Below are 16,941 nucleotides of genomic sequence, written 5' to 3'. Positions count from 1 at the left end.
TCGTGCAGGCCCGGCGCCCAGGCGGCCAGGACCTCGATCGTCTCGTCGACGTAGCGCCATGCCGTCGCCTCCGGCACCCCGAACCCGGCGCCGACCTGTGCGAACGTCTCGTTCTTCCGCAGATGGGCCAGTGTCAGCAGGGCTTGCTTGAAGCAGCTCAACTTCCGCCACGGCGAGCGCCCCCCGGCCGTCGGCGTGTTGAGTGAGATCACCACACCAACGACGAGGGGCTTCGCTACGTCACCCCACCTGACCAGCCTGTTTCACTCCTCAGACCACAGGATGAAAGAGGTTCAGTGACGATTGAGCCAATCATCACCACAACGGCCACCGTCCGCGCGAGTGGGAGACCACCCGGGCCTGGAACGTTGAACTTGAACGCTGCTCACTTGGCGAACAGGCGACCTGCCGTGAAGACATGTTGGATCCGGCGGAGGGCGTTCAACTCGGCCAACGGGTTGCCGTCGACGATGATTAGGTCGGCGCGCTTTCCGGGGGCCAGGACGCCTGCGTCGGACAGGCCGAGGGCGTGGGCGGCATTGACGGTGGCCATGTCGAGGATCTCGGCATGTGCGAAACCGAGCGAGGCAAAGAATTCGAGCATGCCGACGTAGTCGCCGAAACGGGCTCCCGGCACACCGGCATCGGTGCCGGCGATGAAACGGACACCGGCCTCCCTCATTTCCAGGATGACCTCGACCATCGCCTTTGCGCGCTCGGGCCCCATCTGGTCGAGGAACAGCCGCCAGTCACCGGAGACGCAGCGGCAGACGGCCACGTCGTCCTCGACCATGCGCCGGATGACCGCAGGATCGTGGACGATGCCCTCCGCAGTGCGCCAGGAACAGTGCTCGAGAGTTCGGACGCCGGCGATCACGCAGTGGGCGATGGTCTCCGAGCCGTGCGCATGCGCCGCCACCCCCAGTCCGTGGCGCTCGGCTTCTTCGACGATCAGGCGCAGTTGACCGGGCGTGAACTGCGCCTCCCACATACGCGGGCCGCTGGGGGTGAGTGCACCCCCCGAGGCCATCACCTTGATCAGATCGGCCCCCGCCGCCGCGTTGCTGGCAATCTGTGCTCGGATGTCGTCGTCCGTGTTCACTTCACCGCCGAGGAAACCGCAATGGCCACCGGGTGAGGTCAACGGTGCGGTCGCGGCGACGATACGTGGCCCGACCGTGGCCCCGGAGCTGATGGACGTACGCAACGCCACGGTGAGCGCGTCGCGGTCGCCGAGATCTCGTACCGTCGTCACCCCGGCGGCCAGCATCTGTTGGGCGCGGTGAGCCATGGCGAGAGACAGCTCGGCGGGATCCGCCTCGGCCACCGCACTGATCGGGTTCGGACCCGCATCGAAGGCGAGGTGAACATGACAGTCGATCATTCCCGGCATCACCGTTGCACCGGGACTCCGCAACCGGGGCACCTGCGCATCGACCGCTGCGTCCAACTCGGCGGCGACACCGACGGCGGCGACCGTGCCGGATTCGACCAGAACGGCGCCGTCGTTGGTTACACGATCCGCCGGCCCGGCGAGGATGCGGTCCGCGATGATCAATACCTTGTTCACGATGTCCTTTCGCGCAGGGCGTGGGATATGGCGATGAGTTCGTGGGCGTCGGCACCCAGGTCGTTGTCGGCGGGCGAGGCGACAAGCACCGCCGGCAGTTCGGTGTGTGGGGACTCGGTTGTCGGCTTGAGCGCCAGCGCCTCGGTGATGTGCCGGGCGAGTTGTTCGGCGGGGCCACGGGCGAGATCGGCATCGGGCGCGACGCGCGTCAGGTAGGGACTCAGACAGACGAGTCCGTCACGGCATTCGATGAGCCGCCGATAGAACCGCCGCTCGTGGGTACGGCGCTGGCGCAGACCACGCCACCCGGAATCGGCCGACGGACGGTGCAGGACGAGCTCCGGGTAGGCAGCGGTCAGAGCCGTCCAGAGGGGGGCGAGCTCGTGATACATACGACGGTGGTGCACGACCGACCGCACACGGGTGACCAGTTGCGTGCAGGCCGAATAGGAGATTCCGACAAGGACGGTACCCATGGCCCAGTTGGACAGCGACCAGTTCACCGTGTTGAAGGTCTCGTGCGACCCGGGTTCGTCGATACGTAGAACGACCAGGACTATTCGGTTGATCGCCGTGGTCGTCAGTCCGAGCAGTCCCAGGGTCATGGTCAGCAGGCCGAACCTAAGGTTCCGGGACGCCCGGCGCGCATAACGCAGGGCCCACAGGGCGGATGCCAGGTAGGCGTAGACGAAGTAGGTGTTGCCGACAAGGTAGAACGTGGCAATGGCCGGTTGTGCCATGTGGGGAGTGCCCAAGAAGTGACCGCGCATCCCCGCAGGCGTGGCGATCATGGCGACGGTCAGGGCGGCCAGGACGACGGTGAGCAGGGCGGTGTTGATCCGCCGGTGGCGACGGTATTCGGCGTCCGCGCCACGCATTGTGGAGACGAAGACCATGACGAGCGCCGAGAGGCCGGACATGTAGATCCCGTTGAACAGGACCTTGCCGACGCCGAGGGCGGTGGCCGTGTCGATCGCGGCGTTGACCTCGGGGAAGCTGAGGATCTCCCCGGCCATTAGCAAGACCAGGGACGCGACGAGGCAACGCAGCACCCGGTCGTGCGGAGCGCGTACGAGGTCAGTGCCCTTCCATAACGCCCCTATTCCCAGCAGGGTGATCAGCGGCACCTGGAACATCAGGTCCACCCCCATGGGGCGTTCAGCGCTGAGCGCAGCGGATCCAAGTCCGGGTCCTCGGGCGTACGCGCACTGACGTAGTCGATGACCATCCCCCATTCCTGGATGATGGTCGCCACCAGCTCGGCCTCGCGTTCGTAGTCCTCGGTGTAGCAGGTGCGACGGAAGCCCCGGTTGATCAGGTCGCGGGGGAAGTCCGGGCCGAGATCGGGGAATTCCACGCTCTGATCACCGTCGTCCTGATGATCGGCGATAATATGACCGATCTCGTGCAGGATGATGTGATCCTGGTGGACACGGGTGGTTTCCTCCTGATAGAAGATCACCTCCTCACTCGGCCGGGACATCCATAATCCGAACGGTCCCGGGACCGGCAGCGCCCAGGGGATCAGCCGGATGGGTTTGCCCAGATGCTCACCGAGTCTGCGGCACAGCTCAGCTATGTGCAGGGGAGGTTGAATGTCGAGTTTCCGCAGCAGGCGTTTGCACTGCCGGCGGAGTTCGCGTTCGCGTGCGACCACTGTGTCCCTTCTTATGTCCCGGTGCCCGGATCGGGGGGGCTGTCCTGATCGAAGATCGCGATCATCTTGAGCAGTTGCCTGCGCATGGCCGGCGTCATCTCGCCCGCCCTCATTGCGATCGCCCGCACCTGGTGATCGGCAAGCCGCTGCCGTAGCAGCTCGTCTTGGGGGTCGTCCTGGGCGAGCAGCGACTGCACGGTGATCGGCGCCGTCCCCGCGGGGCGGTGGTCGTCAAAGAACTTGGCGAGCCCCTCCAGCACGCTCAACGTCGGGTTGGTGTGCGACCCGTTGCGTAACATCGCCAGGTAACTTCGAGAGAGGGTTGCCGGATGTGACGGGTCGGCGGTGATCGCCCTGGCCACTTCGGCGGTGGAGTACTCCCGCTGCCGGCCGTAGGTATCGGTCCATCGGGCCATGGCGAAAAGTGCGTTCAATCGTTCCGCCAGCGACTGCTGTTGCCCCTGGTCGCCCTCTGCCTTCATGATCGCGCTCCCAGCATTAGTTGGACCTCGCGCCAACAGGATGGCAGATGTGCCACACAGCACCATCTGTTGGATCCCATGCGTAACTGGTTGACCTCAAGTGCGGCCCGGTGTCAATATTTTGGACGCTTCGCCAATGGCGGAGAGACTTCGGGGGTGTGAACGGAACCGGTGGCCAAGGCCGTTGCCGCGGTTCTTGCCAGCGTGTGCCCTCGACTCGCAGGTGAGGGGGCGTATCGCGCGAGCAACTCCGCATTCGCGTAAGCGGAGATACTGGGATGTACCGGGCAAAAGCCGGGCCTCGCACTGCGTGTGACTCTCTTCCGGCGGCCTTCCCCCCACGTACAGAACGGCAAGAGGACGACCATGACTCACGCCCTTCGCGTTTTCACCGGTCCGCAGGCCCTGGACTTCCTCGGCGGTTCCTGGCGCGAGTTGTACGCGCGGGATGCGGCCGCCACCCCCTTCCAGTCATCGGCCTGGCTCATCGCATGGGCGCGGCAGCTGGCCAGCGATGTGACCCCGATCGTGCTCGTCTCGACCTCGTCGACGGGCAAGCCCCTCGCTGCCCTGGCCCTCGCCCGCCACGACGACGGCACCGGCACTCAGGTCTCCCCACTTTCGGCGCCGTATGCCGAGTGCGTCCGGCCGGTCGGCCCGCACGCGGACGATCCCGGCGTCGTGGCGTCGTTCGTCTTCCATCTGATGCTGCTGGCGGAGGAGACGGGCGAGGGTGTGAGCATGACCGATGTCCTGGCCAACAGCGGCCTGGGACGGTATCTGACGCAGATGTCGCAGAACACCGGGTGGAGTCGTGTCGACACCAGATACGCCAGCGTCCGCCTGCCCTTCGTCTACGCGGCTCTGCCCCGTTCCACGCGACGCGAGCACCTGCGTCGGCAACGGGCCTGGGTCCGTGTCGCCTCAGACTGCGAGGTGACTTACGCACGCACGTGCCACCGCCAGGCCCTGATGAACGCCGAGTCTGTCATGGCCTGCCTGCGACCGGCTCGTTGGTACAGCCCCCTTCTCTCCGGGCCGACGTCGGCGAACGGCCGGGACCACTGGCGATCCGTACTGGGGCAACTCGACCCCGCGACGACCTTCATCGCTACCCTGTCCCTCGACGACACAGTGGTCGCTGCACGGCTGTGCCTGACCCGCGGCCGCCACTGCTACTCGCTGATCCCGGTGACGGACGACAGGCGTCGACACCTCGCCCCGGACCACGCGCTGCTCCGCCATCTCATCGGGGACCTCACCCGCAAGGGGTTCACGATGCTCCACCTGGGGCGCACACCCGCTCCCGAACAGGTCGGTGCGGCGCAGTACCAGCCTGAGTGGACATCCACCCTCTCGGTCCTGGCCTCACCGGACCTCGCGGCAGCATGACGACTGGCGTTTCAGGGATGCGTTCATGCGGTGGCTGATTTACCCTCCGCGAAAGCCTCTTCCAGGGTCTCCAGGGTGATTCCGGCCTCGCCCAGGACCGTCGCTGCCAGCCCCCGGCCGATCTGAGCGAGCCCCAGCAACAGGTGATCGCAGTCGATGAGTGCCGAACCCTGTTGTTCCGCCCGCTCCTCCGCGATGGCGATCGCCTTGCGTGAGAAGGGCGTCCACGCGATGCGTTCCGCCGCCTGGGAGGCCCCCCAGCTCAACCGTCCCTCCACAGCGCGGTTGATCTTCTCCGGAGAGGCACCGACCGCGCGCATAAGCTGTACTGCGCTGTTCCCCGAGCTCTCGTCCCCTGTGGTGAGGCCGAACAGCAGATGTTCGGTGCCGAGGTAGTTGTTGCGGTGCTGCACTGCGGCCCGCTTCATGTGGGTCATGGCCTGTTGCAGGCCTTCGGTGAGCATCTCGGGTGTGTAGCGCTTGTGGGGTGCGTGGAAGCGCTGCTGCACTGCCTGGCGGGTGACTCCGAGGGCCCCGCCGATGTCAGCCCACGAGATGCCGTGCATGCGGCAGTGCTCAACGTAGTCCTCGACCAGGTCGTCCGCCAGCGCCTGCATTTGGCCGGAGATGCCGGCAGCCACGGTCAGCAGGGCCAGCCAGTCCGGCTGGTCTTGCCCGCCCGGACGATGGGCGGAGTCACAGGTCCTGTCCACTTCGGCGATGAGGTCATCAAGGTCTGGAAGCGTCATGAGGCAAGTAATTCTTGACAGTTGCTGTTTTGTCAAGCATCGCTTGCCTCGCGAGGTCGGGGTGGGTTGTTTCCGGCCACGGTCACGGGTGCCGAGGGCGGGCCCGTGGGTCACGAGACCAATTCTTGACCCGTCGCGGCGCATCGTGTTCGACTCAGTGAACACTTGAGTTCGGATCGTCGGGAATGTGGAGCACTGTATGCGTCTGGCTCTCCTCAATATGTGCGGGAAAATATCAGACGAGCTTGTCACGAGTTTCCACGCTCTTGCCCAGGACGAGTATGTGAAGTCGCTGGTCCCCTTTCGTTTTCGGGCCTTCGGAACCGCCCGCGTCGAAGGTGAGAAAACCGTGTGGCAGCAGGATTCTTCGTTTCTACAGAGTGCGGACCTCAACGGATACGCGGGGGGCATCGAGCGCAGGTTCCAGCCGCTCGGCGAACCCGCTCGCGGGTTCGCCGAGGAACTGGTGCGCGACTCCGCTCTGCGGCGGCTCGTGGGGAGCGATGACTTCCTCATCGGCTGCCATCAGATCCGCGTCGTCGCTGGTGACGACCAGATCGGCCTGCCAGCCCCAGAGGGCTTCCACCGGGACGGGTTCGACGGGGTCGCCGTCACGGTGGTTGCCGCCGAGAACGTGAGCGGCGGTATCTCACTCGTCCGAGAAGAGGACGGGGAGGGCCGAGAGGGGGACGTCCTGCTGGACCGGGTGATGGCTCCCGGCGAGACACTGTATTTCGACGACCGCAGAGTCGTGCACTACGTCACCCCCATCACTCCGAAATACCCCGGCGTCATCGCCCATCGGGACGTAGTGGTCATCACATTCGATCTCCAGCGAGACGGGAGTTGAGCGCGTGAGTATTCCCGAATACGCCATCCAGCGCTGGCTTTTCGATGAGGCGCAGGGGCGGTACGACATCGACCTGGCCGAAAGCGGCGTGCAGTTCCAGCTCCTCAAGGATCTGGACCTCCGGCCGGAATGGGAACTCGATTACAGCCTCGACCGCGGGCGACCGCAACTGCGCGGTGCGATCGCCGAGATGTACGGTGGGCAGCCGGAACTCTCCGCCGACCACGTCGCCGTGACGCACGGAGCCCAGGAGGGGCTCTACCTCCTGTACCGCAGCCTGCTCCGGCCCGGCGACCACGTCATTGCCACCAGCCCCGGCTGGCAGCAGGCCTGGGAGGTGCCCCGCCACATCGGCTGCGATGTCACCGTACTGCCCTGGCCGCCCGGCACCCCCTTCGACTCCGAGGGGCTGCTGCGCGCCATCGGTCCGCGCACCAGACTGGTCATCCTCAACAGCCCGGGTAACCCCTCTGGTTGCGTGCTCACCGACAGCGAATGGGACGCCGTCGTGGCAGCCACGGCCGAGCGCGGAATCGCGGTGGTCAACGACGAGGAGTACCTGCTCGACTTTGCTGGCTCGGTCATCCACCGCCACCCCCACGGCATCTCGGTCTCCGGCTTGTCCAAGGTGTTCGGGATGCCCGCCCTCCGGCTGGGATGGCTGTGCGCCGCACCGGAACTGGTCGAGGCAGTAGTGAACTACAAGCGCTACACCACGGTCTCCAACTCCCTCGTCTGGGAGCGGGCCGGCGAACTGGCGTTGCTGCATCGTGCCGGGCACGTGGCACGCTACCGCCGCCTCGTCGAGCCCGGCCTGGGAATTCTGGAGGGCTTCGCGCGCCGGCACGCCGACCGGATGCGGCTGGTTGCGCCGCAGGGCACCCCCTTCGCCTGGGTCGAAACCCTGGCCCGGACCAGTTCCCGGGACATCGCCGAGCGGCTGCTGGAACAGCACCGGACGCTCGTGATGCCAGCCGAGGTGTTCGGCGCCGAACGGGCCCTCCGCATCAGCTTCGCGCGACCGGTCGAGGTACTAGAGGAAGGGCTCGAACGCCTCGGCAAGGTGCTGGCCGACATGGACTAGTGTCCCGATTTCGGGGTTCTCTCCATCGCCAATCGCATGATCGGCGGGTCGCTGACCAGGCGCTTGGTGCTGGACGCGCCTGACGTGGTTTGGCAGAAACCCGAATCCGGCTCACTAGTGCTCTGACCGGGAAGGATCGCCGGGTTGGTGGTCGCGACGGTTGGATGTGCGGTGACGCCCGATGCGATCGCTGGAGGCGCGGTGGCTGAGCCTGTCCGTGTACGCAGACTGACCGACCAGGAGGGGCAGAAGCTGCAGCAGATCGTGCGCCGGGTAGCACGAGTTCGGAGTGCTACTGGCGCGCGATGATGCTGCTCGTCTCGGCGGGTGGGAACCGGGTGCCGGTGATCGCCCAGATGGTCCAGGCCGACGAGGACACCGTGCGGGAGGCGATCCACCGCTTCAACGAGATCGGCCTGACCTGCCTGGGCCCTCAGTGGGCGGGAGGCCGTCCCCGCCTACTCAGTCGTGATGACGAGGACTTCGTCATCCGGACGGCCACCACTCGCCCCAGCAAGCTAGGCCAGCCCTTCATCCGCTGGTCGATCCGCAAACTCGCCGCCTACCTGCGGAAAGTACACGGACGTGTCATCCGCATCGGCCGTGAAGCCTTACGTGCCTGCTCCGGCACCGCGGCGTCACCTTCCAGCGCACCAAGCCCTGGAAGGAGCCACCCGCCCCTGATCGCGACGCCAAGCTCGACCAGATCGAGCAGGCGCTGGAACGCTTCCCGGACCGGGTCTTCGCCTTCGACGAGTTCGGGCCCCCTGGGGATCCGGCCCACCGCAGGCTCCTGCTGGGCGAAGCAGGGCAAACCCAACCGGCTGCCGGCGACCTACCGCCGCACCCACGGCGTCACCTACTTCCACGGCTGCTACTCCATGGGCGACGACCGCCTGTGGGGCGTCAACCGCTGCCGCAAGGGCACCGCCAACACTCTGGCCACACTGAAGTCGATCCGCGCCGCCCGACCCGACGGCGCCCCGATCTACATCATCCTGGACAACCTCTCCGCCCACACCGGCGCGGACATCCGCCGCTGGGCGAAGAAGAACAAGGTCGAGCTGTGCTTCACCCCGACCTACGCTTCCTGGGCCAACCCGATCGAGGCCCACTTCGGCCCGCTGCGGCAGTTCGCCCTGGCCAACTCCCACCACCGCAGCTACCCCGCGCAAACCCAGGCACTGCACCGCTACCTGCCTGGCGCAACACCAACGCCCGCCACCGAAAGGGCAAGTTCAGGAGAAGGACAGCGACCGAAGGATGACTCAGGAGGCGGACGGCTCGATCTGCCCCGCGAAGACGATGACCTGGTCGATGAGGCTCCGTCGCAGATGGACGACGTCCGTTCCCGCCAGGCGGGGGCCTCCATGAGGCGTGGTGAAGACCCACTGGTACCGGGCCCATTCGTCAGGCATGTCCACCGCTGAGCAGCGCACCATCGTGCCGGTCCCCGCCGGGTGGCGCCGGATGTCCAGCACGAACCGCTCGACCGCCGCGATTCCTTCGCTGCGGCCCAACGGTCCCCAGAAGACCACGTCTGAGGTCAGGGCCTGGGAGAGCAGGGCAGTCACATAGCTGTCGTCCGAGGCGTTGAACGCGGAGATGAACGTGTCGATCGCGGAGCGTGCGGTCTCTTCCTGCATGCCCCAGTAATACCAGCCGTTTCGCGTGCGCTCGTCCCACGAGCCGCCTTCCGATCACGATGAACCATCCCAGTCACAGCACTAGGTTCAATGTCGTGACTCTGCTGTTGATGTTGGGCAGATCATGCGATGGCTGAGCACGGAGCGCGAGAGTGTCTGGCCCGGAAGCGTTGCCTGGGCGTGGTGTCGATGCAGTCGGCGATGCAGTCGGCGATGCGGGCGAAAGTGCAGGCCACCGTGGCGAGGACGTGCTGGACGGGGGTGAGGGCCAGGCCACCGTGGCGGGAACGGCGCAGCCTGTGGGCCCGGACGTCCTGGGAGTGTGGGGGCCTCGATGCCGGTGCGGATCGCGTATCGGTGTTGCCATTGCTGGTCGAGCCGGTTTTGCGCTTGAACCTCGTGTAGCGGCCCGGGCAGTACTGCTACTGAGCAAGGCCGGATTACGGAGGACGTATACAGGGTGCGGTCCCGGCACGACCAGCAATCTGCCTCGGCGAACCGGGTGTCCCGGACGGTGGACAGGCTAATGGCGACTTGGACCACCAGTTCGGGGGCCAGCGTCGCCTGCAGCAGCCGGTCGGCGGCGCTGTCCTGGTCGGCCAGCCGGGCCCGGAACTCGCAGGATCGCGTGGTCGAGGCCCGGATCCTCCAGCTCAAGCCCCAGGGCGTACTTTCAGCCGACCTGGGTGCGGACCGCGTCCGCCGCCGTCCGGGGCAGACCGGTAACTGCTGTCCTCGAACAGGACATCCAGCCGGTCCCGGATGAACATAGCCGGGTTGCCCTTCGGACACGCGGCCTGCGCCGTTCGCACCGTCCGTGCCGGGATTCGCTGGTGACTCTCCGGTCGCAGCGATACGGCGACCACCGCGCCGACGACACCGTTCCGAACGCTCCAGCGTGCACCGCACAAAGCCAGTCTTCTTCACGGCTTACCAACATCACCAACAGAGTCGTGGCATTGGTACCAGGTGTCTTCTCGTGGAACTCCCGCGGGCAGGGGCCGAGCTGACCGTGTCTCACCGACTACGCCGGGTGATGGCCTCGGCCAGCGAGGTGAGCGCCCGGGCCCCCTCAGGTGCCGGGTCGGCCGCCGCCAGCGCCGCCAGTGCCCGGGTCTGCTGCCGCCGCGCTTCCTGTTCCGTCCAGTCGCGTCCGCCTGCCAGGCCGATCAGACGAGTGGCCTCACGCACTTCCTTCTCCCTGAGGGGGCCCGCTCCTGTGAGGTATAGCTCAGCGAGCCGATGGGCCGCGGGCGTGTCCGAGCGCAGCGCCGCCACGACTGGCAACGACTTCTTGCGCCGCCGCAGGTCCGCTCCCACGGGCTTGCCGGACACCGGGCTGCGTCCCCAGATGCCCAGGAGATCGTCGACGAGCTGGAACGCCAGTCCCATGTGATGCCCGAACCGCCGCAGGGCCTCTGTACGCTGGGGCGTGGCTCCTGCCGCCCGCGCGCCGAGGGCACAGGCGGCCGACAGCAGCGCCGCGGTCTTCCCGGCGGCCATCGCCAGACACTCCGCCAGGTCAACGTCCGTGCGCTCCTCGAAGGCGAGGTCCGCGCCCTGGCCCGCGACCAGGGCGAGCAGCGCGTCGCACAGTTCCCGGAGCATCGGCGGCTCCCCGGCCAGCACATCCGTCGCCACGACCAACAGCGCGTCCCCGGCCAGCACGGCCTGTGCCTCACCGAACAGGGCCCAGACCGCGGGACGGTTGCGGCGCAGGGCGTCCCGGTCCATGAGATCGTCGTGCACGAGGGAGAAGTTGTGCACGAGCTCGACGCCGGCCGCGGCGGCGACCGCCCGCTCCGCTACGGCGCCCATGGCCTGGGCCGAGGCGAGGACCAGCGCTCCGCGGATCCCCTTGCCCCAGTCGCCGGCCGCCGGATTGCCCTCCCGGTCCCGCCAGCCGAAGTGGTATTCCGCCACCGTTCGAGTGGGCTCGGGCAGCCGGGCGACGGCCTTGCACAAGGCGGGCTCGGTCAGCTGCCGGGCTTGGGACAGCAGCTCCCACACATCCGTGTCGTGGCTGACGGCGGTCACTGGCCCACCTCCATTAGTGCTGCCTCCAGGTACTGGGTGTCCGCACCGTCCCGGGCGAAGTCCGAGGCGTAGCGCTCGGTGCGCTGCGACCAGTCGAGGTTTCCGCGCATCCACGACCGCATGCCCGCCAGGGTGGGCTCCAGCCATGGCGCGTCCCGGGGGTGTTCGCGTCGCAGCTCCTTCTCGGCGGTCAGGTAGTCCTCCGTACGCGCGGCGATGGCGGAGCACACCGTCTCCAGCGCCTGCCGTTCGTCCAGCCGCCGGTGGTGACCGACGATGTACACCAGGTTGTGGACCTCCCCAAGGGCACGCTCCTTGGCCAATGAGTAGACGTCGTTGGCCCAGCAGACGACGTCACAGGCGGCGTTGAGCGCGGCTTCGAACGCGGGCGTGTCGTAGCTCGGCGCCGGGACCTCGACGTTCTCGGCCGTCTCGATGAGGTCCATGCAGACGTAGATGGCGCCGGTGTGACGCCGGTTGGCGATGTAGGACTCCTCGGTGGGCACGGATCCGCTGACCCGGTTCTCTGCCTCCCAGACCGTGGCCGTGATCAGGCACTGCTCCAGGTGACGGGCAAACCGCGCGCGCCACCGCGGCGAGGCCCGGCGGGCCGTGCGGCGCCACAGGTCGGCCAGAGCGACGGCGGCGGGCGGCAGGGCCGTGTCCAGCGGCGGGGCGGGGTCGCCGAGTATCTCCCGCATCAGCGCCACGGCCTGCGCCATGCGCTTGGGGGATCGGCCGAAGGCCCCGTCGTCCAGCTGGTCGTCCACCAGGAAGAGCCAGGCAAACCACTCGGCCATGAGGTCGAGCGCCTCGGCGTCGGCGGTCGGATAGACGAGCGCGGCGAACCAACCGAAGTCGGCCCGGGCGAAGCGCTCCCGGGCCCGGGCGCCGCGCAGCAGACCGTTCTCCCGCGTCCAGGCCTCCAGGTGTTCGCGGGCCTGCCGGGCGTGCGGGTTGACGGAGAAGGGGAAGGGGCACGTTATGTCGATCAAGGGAGCTCCAGGGACGAGGGGCCGGGGCGTCAGCGGCGGGCGAGGCGGAGGTGGACGCCGCCGCGCGGATGCAGCGTGATCAGGGGCTCGGGCCGTACGACGGGCGCCTGCTCCGGCAGGACCAGTCGGTGCTTGCGGGCCACCGTGGCCAGCGCCAGGGTGAGTTCGGTCAGGGCGAAGTGCTTCCCGATGCACACGCGCCGGCCGCTGCCGAAGGGGATGTAAGCGTGCTTCGGACGCGCGGCCACCCGCTCCGGGGTGAAGTTGTCCGGGTCGAACGTCTCCGGGTCCGGCCAGAACTCGGGGTGGCGGTGCAGCAGATAGCTGTTGAGGAGCACGTTGCTGCCGGCCGGGATGCGGTAACCGGCGATGACGTCCTCCTCCCGCGCGTGCCGCATGGTCTGGTACGCGGGGGAGTAGATGCGCAGTGTCTCGTCGATGATCATCCGGGTGTACCGCAGCCGGGGCAGGTCCTCGAAGACCGGGACGCGCCCGCCCAGCACCGCGTCGACCTCCGCGTGCAGCCGCTCCTCGACGTGCGGGTACCGGGCCAGCAGATAGAACGCCCAGGACAAGGTGTTCGTGGTGGTTTCGAAGGCCCCGATGCAGAGGTTGAGCACCTCGTGGTGGAGCTGCTCCAGGTCCATCGCGTTGCCGTCGTCGTCCACGCTGTTCAGAAGCAGCGTCAGCAGGTCCGGCTGCGCTGTCCCGGTCCGTTCGGCGTCGGAACCCCGCAGTCGCTCGCTGATCACGCCGGACACGAAGCGGTCCATGTCGTCGATGGCGCGGCGCAGTCGGCGCCGCCGGGGCGTGGGCCAGCTCAACGGCGGGAACGGGAACCGGAAGAAGGAACCGAGCACGTCGTTGGCGGCGCCGAAGGCACGCTCGAAGGCCTGAGCGGCCCGGCTGACGTCGGCGCTGAACAGCGAGCGGTTGACGATCCGCAGGGCCAGCTGGCCCACCTCGTCCGTGACGTCGAGGAGGTCGCCGGCGGAGCGCGGCCGGTGCTCCCAGCGCTCCACCATGCGCACTGTCTCGACGGTCATGTTCTCGACGAAGCTGGCGACGGTGCGTGGAGTGAAGTGCGGTGCCATCATGCGGCGCTGGCGGCTCCACCGCTCCTTGTCGGCTATGGCGATCAGTCCGTCGCGGAGCACGGGGCGGACCACCTTGAAGATGGTGGCGTTCTTGTCGTACCGCTCCTCCCCGTCCACGAGGATGTGCTGGATGTGGTCGGGGTGATTGGCCAGGATCATCGGTATCCCGAGCGGGCGGAACCGGAAGAGATCGCCGTGCCGGTCCACGTTCTCCGCCAGGAAACCGAGTTGGTCGCGTTTGAAGGCGAGTGCGCCGCCGAACAGCTCACGGGCACCGGCGGTGGGCAGGGCTTGCGGGGTCATGTGGTCGGCGACTCCGTATGTGAAGGCGGATGTTGTCCGCGGGGTGCAGGGTGAGTAGCGGGGCGAAGCTGGTGCGGGGCGTTCCCGGCACCCGCGCCAGCGTGCAGGACTGGGCGATCATGACCGTGATGATCAGCAGCTCGGTGAGCGCGAAGTGCTTGCCGATGCAGTGGCGCGGACCCGCGCCGAAGGGCTGGTAGGCATGGCGTGGGCGGCCGGCCTGGGCCTTCGGGTCGAAGCGCTCGGGGTCGAAGCGCTCGGGGTCCGGCCAGAACTCGGGATGGCGGTGGAGGGTGAGGAAGTTGATGTAGATCCCGGTTCCCGCAGGGATGCGATGGCCGCCCACCACGTCGTCGGCCGCAGCCCGGCGCATGGTCTGCCATGCCGGGGTGAACAGCCGCAAGGTCTCGTCCACCACCATCCGCGCGTATGTCAGGTGCGTCAGGTCCTTGAAGCGCGGCGTCCGGCCGCCGAGCACGCGGTCGACCTCGTCCTGGAGACGCAGCTGGACCTCCGGCAGGTGCGCGAGCTGATGGCAGATCCACGCGATGGCGTTGCTGGTCGTCTCGTAGCCCGCGACGATCATGGAGAGGACCTCACTCGTCACCTGCTCCCGGGTGAGCCGGCTCCCGGTCTCCTCGTCGAGGGCGTGCAGCAACAGGGAGAAGAGGTCGGGGCGGGCCGGGTCGTCGCCTCCGCGGTGTGTACGGCTGTCGATCAGCTCCGCGATGAACCCGTGCATGGCGGCGACCCGGGAGCGCAGCCGCCGGTGCGCCGGCGTGGGCCAGCCGAGCGGGGGGAAGGGGAAGCGGAAGAACGCGCCGGCCAGCGCGTTGGTCTCGAGGAAGTCCTGCTCGAAGCGGGCAGCCCGCTCGTCCGACGCGGCGCCGAACAGGGACCGCAGCACGATCTTCAGGGCGAGGTCCGCGGCGGACGCGGTGACGTCCACCGCGGAGGCCTCACCGCCGTGCCGGGTCCAGGCGGCCAGCATGCGGTCCGTCTCGTCGGCCATGACAGAGGTGAAGCGGGAGACGCTCGCGCGGTGGAAGGCCGGCTGCAGCATCCTGCGCCGCTGGTGCCAGACCCTGCCGCCTTCGTGGGCGACCAGTCCGTCCCCGATCACGGAGCGGACCGAGCGGTACATGAAGGTGTCTTTGTCGTAGGTCGTGTGGTGGTCGACGAGCACGTGCTGGACGAGGTCCGGGTGGTTCAGCATCACGACCGGCATCCCACCCAGCAGCACCCGGAAGATGTCCCCGTGCCGCCGGACGAGGGCGCAGAGGTGACCGACCTGGTCACGGCGGAGCGCGGCGAGTCCGCTCAGGTTCTCCCGCAGCCCCACGGCCGGCACCGGGCGGGGAGCGGTCATCGTGCCATCTCCGGGGCCGGCTTGCGCAGGGCACCGAAGAGCCGCACCCCTGGGCCGGTCATCAGGGTCGTGACCAGGGCGACGAGGGTGAGGATCGCGAACATCTCCTCGTCGATCAGGCGCGCCTCGTGACCGACTCCCAGGACCACGAGCTCGGTGAGCCCCCGCGAGTTCATCAGGAGGCCGAGGGTCGTCGCCTCGGTGCGGTCCATTCCGCAGAAGCGAGCGGCCAGCGCGACTCCGCAGATCTTGGTGAGGGACGCCACGGCCAGCAGCAGGCCGGCGACGGCCACGGTCTGGGGGGTGAAGGGCAGTGCGCCGAGGTCCACCGACAGCCCGAAGCCCAGGAAGAAGAACGGCAGGAGAAGGTGCGCCATGGCACCGAGGGAGGGTGTGACGGACACCTCGCGCGGCAGCTGGGGCGGCCAGGCCAGCCCGAACAGGAAGGCGCCGATCAGCTGGTGGATTCCCAGCAACGAGGTGACGCCCGACGACAGGGCGAGGCCGGCGACCGCGATCATCAGCACGAACGCCGCTCCCGGCCGCCGGTCTCCGCGTCCCAGATACCGCGCCAGTCCGATCCGCACGGGCCCGAGCAGGACGACGGCCGTCACCAGGGCCAGGAGCAGCTTCGGCCACAGCGACGCCAGGTCTCCGCCACGGGCCAGCAGCAGTGTCGCCGCCAGCAGCAGCCAGCCCAGGCCGTCACCGACGGCGGCGGCGAACAGGCTGAGCTGTCCGGTGCGGGCGTGGAGGAGGTCCAGGTCGGTGAGGATACGGGCGAGGACGGGGAAGGCGGTGATGCTCAGCGCGCACCCGAGGAAGAGGGCAAAGGTGAGGCTGTCACCGGCGCTTCCTGTGAAGTGCCGGGCCAGCGGCAGGGCGACGGCGGTGCCCGCGGCGAACGGGAGCACGAAGGAGGTGAGGGCGATCAGGCTCCCGTCCCCTCCCATCCGGTCCCGGCTGCTGCGCACCACCTCTTGTCCGACACCGAACATGAAGAGGACGAGCCCGAGTTGGGCCAGGGCGCCGATGCCAGCGAGGGCGGACTCGGGGAAGAGCCACGCCCAGGCACCGGGGGCGAGGCGTTCCAGTGCCGTCGGGCCGAGCGCGATGCCCGCCACGAGTTCTCCGACGACCTGCGGTTGACCGAGACGGGCCGCGAGCAGGCCGGCCGTCCGGGCTGCGGCCACCACGACCGCTACGGCGAAGAAGAGGGCCGCCGCGTGGTCGGGGGTGGTGGCGTTCCCGGCGTGGGACGGACGTGAGCCGTGTGACACCAGGATGACCGCGGAGCCCAGGAGGGGCAGGACGACCAGCAGCCCGTAGCCGAGCGCACGACGCCGGCCCTGGGCGGGTCGGCCCTCGCTCGTCGATGACCGGGATGTGGCTGTACGAACAGCACGTTGTGTCACATCTACCTCAGCCGTGGGAGTGGGATGGCCGGGAGCGCACACAGCGCTTCAACCGGTACTGGCAGCCGCCCGTCCTGGTGGGGTGGGAGAAGGCGGTGGTGGCGGCTGCGGCCGTTGCGTGAAGGTAGCGAACGGCCCGCTTCCAGGTCCAGGAATGTGCCGCCGTACGAAAGCCGCCGGAGACGGCCGCGCCCACGTCGTGAATCCGGATTCACGACGTGGGCGCGGGAGAGGACGGGTACTGGCGATGCCAGAACTTGTGCCCCGGCAGGCAACGTTTGCCCGACAAAGAGCG

Annotated in this window: 15 protein-coding genes and 1 pseudogene; 4 read left to right on the top strand and 12 right to left on the bottom strand. The window is 68.0% G+C overall.

Annotation, left to right across the window (positions count from 1 at the left end):
* From IH68_RS0147940 to IH68_RS0147920, 5 genes are all read right to left on the bottom strand, one after another.
* On the bottom strand, positions 1-257 hold a 257-nt coding region (locus tag IH68_RS0147940; RefSeq protein WP_420719044.1), incomplete at its 3' end, for a helix-turn-helix domain-containing protein.
* A gap of 128 nt (positions 258-385) precedes the next feature.
* The gene (locus tag IH68_RS0147935) at positions 386-1,558 is read right to left on the bottom strand and encodes a metal-dependent hydrolase family protein (protein WP_234341842.1); all 1,173 of its coding nucleotides are present in this window, start codon (positions 1,556-1,558) and stop codon (positions 386-388) included.
* Between the two features lie 8 nt (positions 1,559-1,566).
* On the bottom strand, positions 1,567-2,721 hold the full coding sequence (locus tag IH68_RS51130; RefSeq protein WP_063763618.1) for an MAB_1171c family putative transporter: 1,155 nt from the start codon (positions 2,719-2,721) through the stop codon (positions 1,567-1,569).
* Positions 2,706-3,227, bottom strand: coding sequence for a hypothetical protein (locus tag IH68_RS0147925; protein ID WP_037886548.1), 522 nt, complete (start codon positions 3,225-3,227; stop codon positions 2,706-2,708). The genes IH68_RS51130 and IH68_RS0147925 overlap by 16 nt, the downstream gene beginning before the upstream one ends.
* A gap of 11 nt (positions 3,228-3,238) precedes the next feature.
* Positions 3,239-3,709, bottom strand: coding sequence for a hypothetical protein (locus IH68_RS0147920; protein WP_199932016.1), 471 nt, complete (start codon positions 3,707-3,709; stop codon positions 3,239-3,241).
* Positions 3,710-4,075: 366 nt separating this feature from the next.
* On the opposite strand from IH68_RS0147920, the gene IH68_RS0147915 reads away from it, so the two are divergent.
* A complete protein-coding gene (locus IH68_RS0147915; protein ID WP_030949897.1) occupies positions 4,076-5,101 on the top strand; it encodes a GNAT family N-acetyltransferase in 1,026 nt (341 codons plus the stop codon).
* 23 nt (positions 5,102-5,124) lie between these two features.
* Here the strand turns inward: IH68_RS0147915 and IH68_RS0147910 are convergent, their stop codons facing one another.
* A complete protein-coding gene (locus IH68_RS0147910) occupies positions 5,125-5,850 on the bottom strand; it encodes a Clp protease N-terminal domain-containing protein (RefSeq protein WP_234341841.1) in 726 nt (241 codons plus the stop codon).
* A 199-nt stretch (positions 5,851-6,049) separates the two neighbouring features.
* Here IH68_RS0147910 and IH68_RS0147905 point away from each other — a divergent pair, with 199 nt between their 5' ends.
* From IH68_RS0147905 to IH68_RS54725, 3 genes and pseudogenes are all read left to right on the top strand, one after another.
* The gene (locus IH68_RS0147905) at positions 6,050-6,700 is read left to right on the top strand and encodes a 2OG-Fe dioxygenase family protein (RefSeq protein WP_051834142.1); all 651 of its coding nucleotides are present in this window, start codon (positions 6,050-6,052) and stop codon (positions 6,698-6,700) included.
* Positions 6,701-6,704: 4 nt separating this feature from the next.
* The gene (locus tag IH68_RS0147900) at positions 6,705-7,784 is read left to right on the top strand and encodes an aminotransferase class I/II-fold pyridoxal phosphate-dependent enzyme (protein WP_030949890.1); all 1,080 of its coding nucleotides are present in this window, start codon (positions 6,705-6,707) and stop codon (positions 7,782-7,784) included.
* 201 nt (positions 7,785-7,985) lie between these two features.
* Positions 7,986-9,012, top strand: a pseudogene (locus IH68_RS54725) (IS630 family transposase); the annotation flags it as partial.
* A gap of 40 nt (positions 9,013-9,052) precedes the next feature.
* Here the strand turns inward: IH68_RS54725 and IH68_RS56030 are convergent.
* From IH68_RS56030 to IH68_RS0147855, 6 genes are all read right to left on the bottom strand, one after another.
* Positions 9,053-9,430, bottom strand: coding sequence for a nuclear transport factor 2 family protein (locus IH68_RS56030; protein WP_030949888.1), 378 nt, complete (start codon positions 9,428-9,430; stop codon positions 9,053-9,055).
* Between the two features lie 1,017 nt (positions 9,431-10,447).
* Positions 10,448-11,467, bottom strand: coding sequence for a polyprenyl synthetase family protein (locus tag IH68_RS0147875; RefSeq protein ID WP_030949884.1), 1,020 nt, complete (start codon positions 11,465-11,467; stop codon positions 10,448-10,450).
* Positions 11,464-12,462: a terpene synthase family protein gene (locus tag IH68_RS0147870; RefSeq protein ID WP_030949881.1), complete on the bottom strand. Its 999-nt coding sequence runs from the start codon at positions 12,460-12,462 to the stop codon at positions 11,464-11,466. The genes IH68_RS0147875 and IH68_RS0147870 overlap by 4 nt, the downstream gene beginning before the upstream one ends.
* A 29-nt stretch (positions 12,463-12,491) precedes the next feature.
* A complete protein-coding gene (locus IH68_RS0147865) occupies positions 12,492-13,862 on the bottom strand; it encodes a cytochrome P450 (RefSeq protein WP_051834141.1) in 1,371 nt (456 codons plus the stop codon).
* Positions 13,825-15,231: a cytochrome P450 gene (locus tag IH68_RS0147860; RefSeq protein WP_030949876.1), complete on the bottom strand. Its 1,407-nt coding sequence runs from the start codon at positions 15,229-15,231 to the stop codon at positions 13,825-13,827. The genes IH68_RS0147865 and IH68_RS0147860 overlap by 38 nt, the downstream gene beginning before the upstream one ends.
* Complete coding sequence (locus IH68_RS0147855) at positions 15,228-16,646, bottom strand: cation:proton antiporter (protein ID WP_051834140.1); 1,419 nt, start codon at positions 16,644-16,646, stop codon at positions 15,228-15,230. The genes IH68_RS0147860 and IH68_RS0147855 overlap by 4 nt, the downstream gene beginning before the upstream one ends.
* Positions 16,647-16,941 lie beyond the last annotated feature (295 nt).

Origin of the sequence: Streptomyces sp. NRRL S-646 (genome assembly GCF_000720765.1) — a bacterium.
GTDB lineage: Bacteria > Actinomycetota > Actinomycetes > Streptomycetales > Streptomycetaceae > Streptomyces.
The sequence above is the reverse complement of the archived record's forward strand: the minus strand, read 5'-3'. Positions and strand labels throughout refer to the sequence as shown.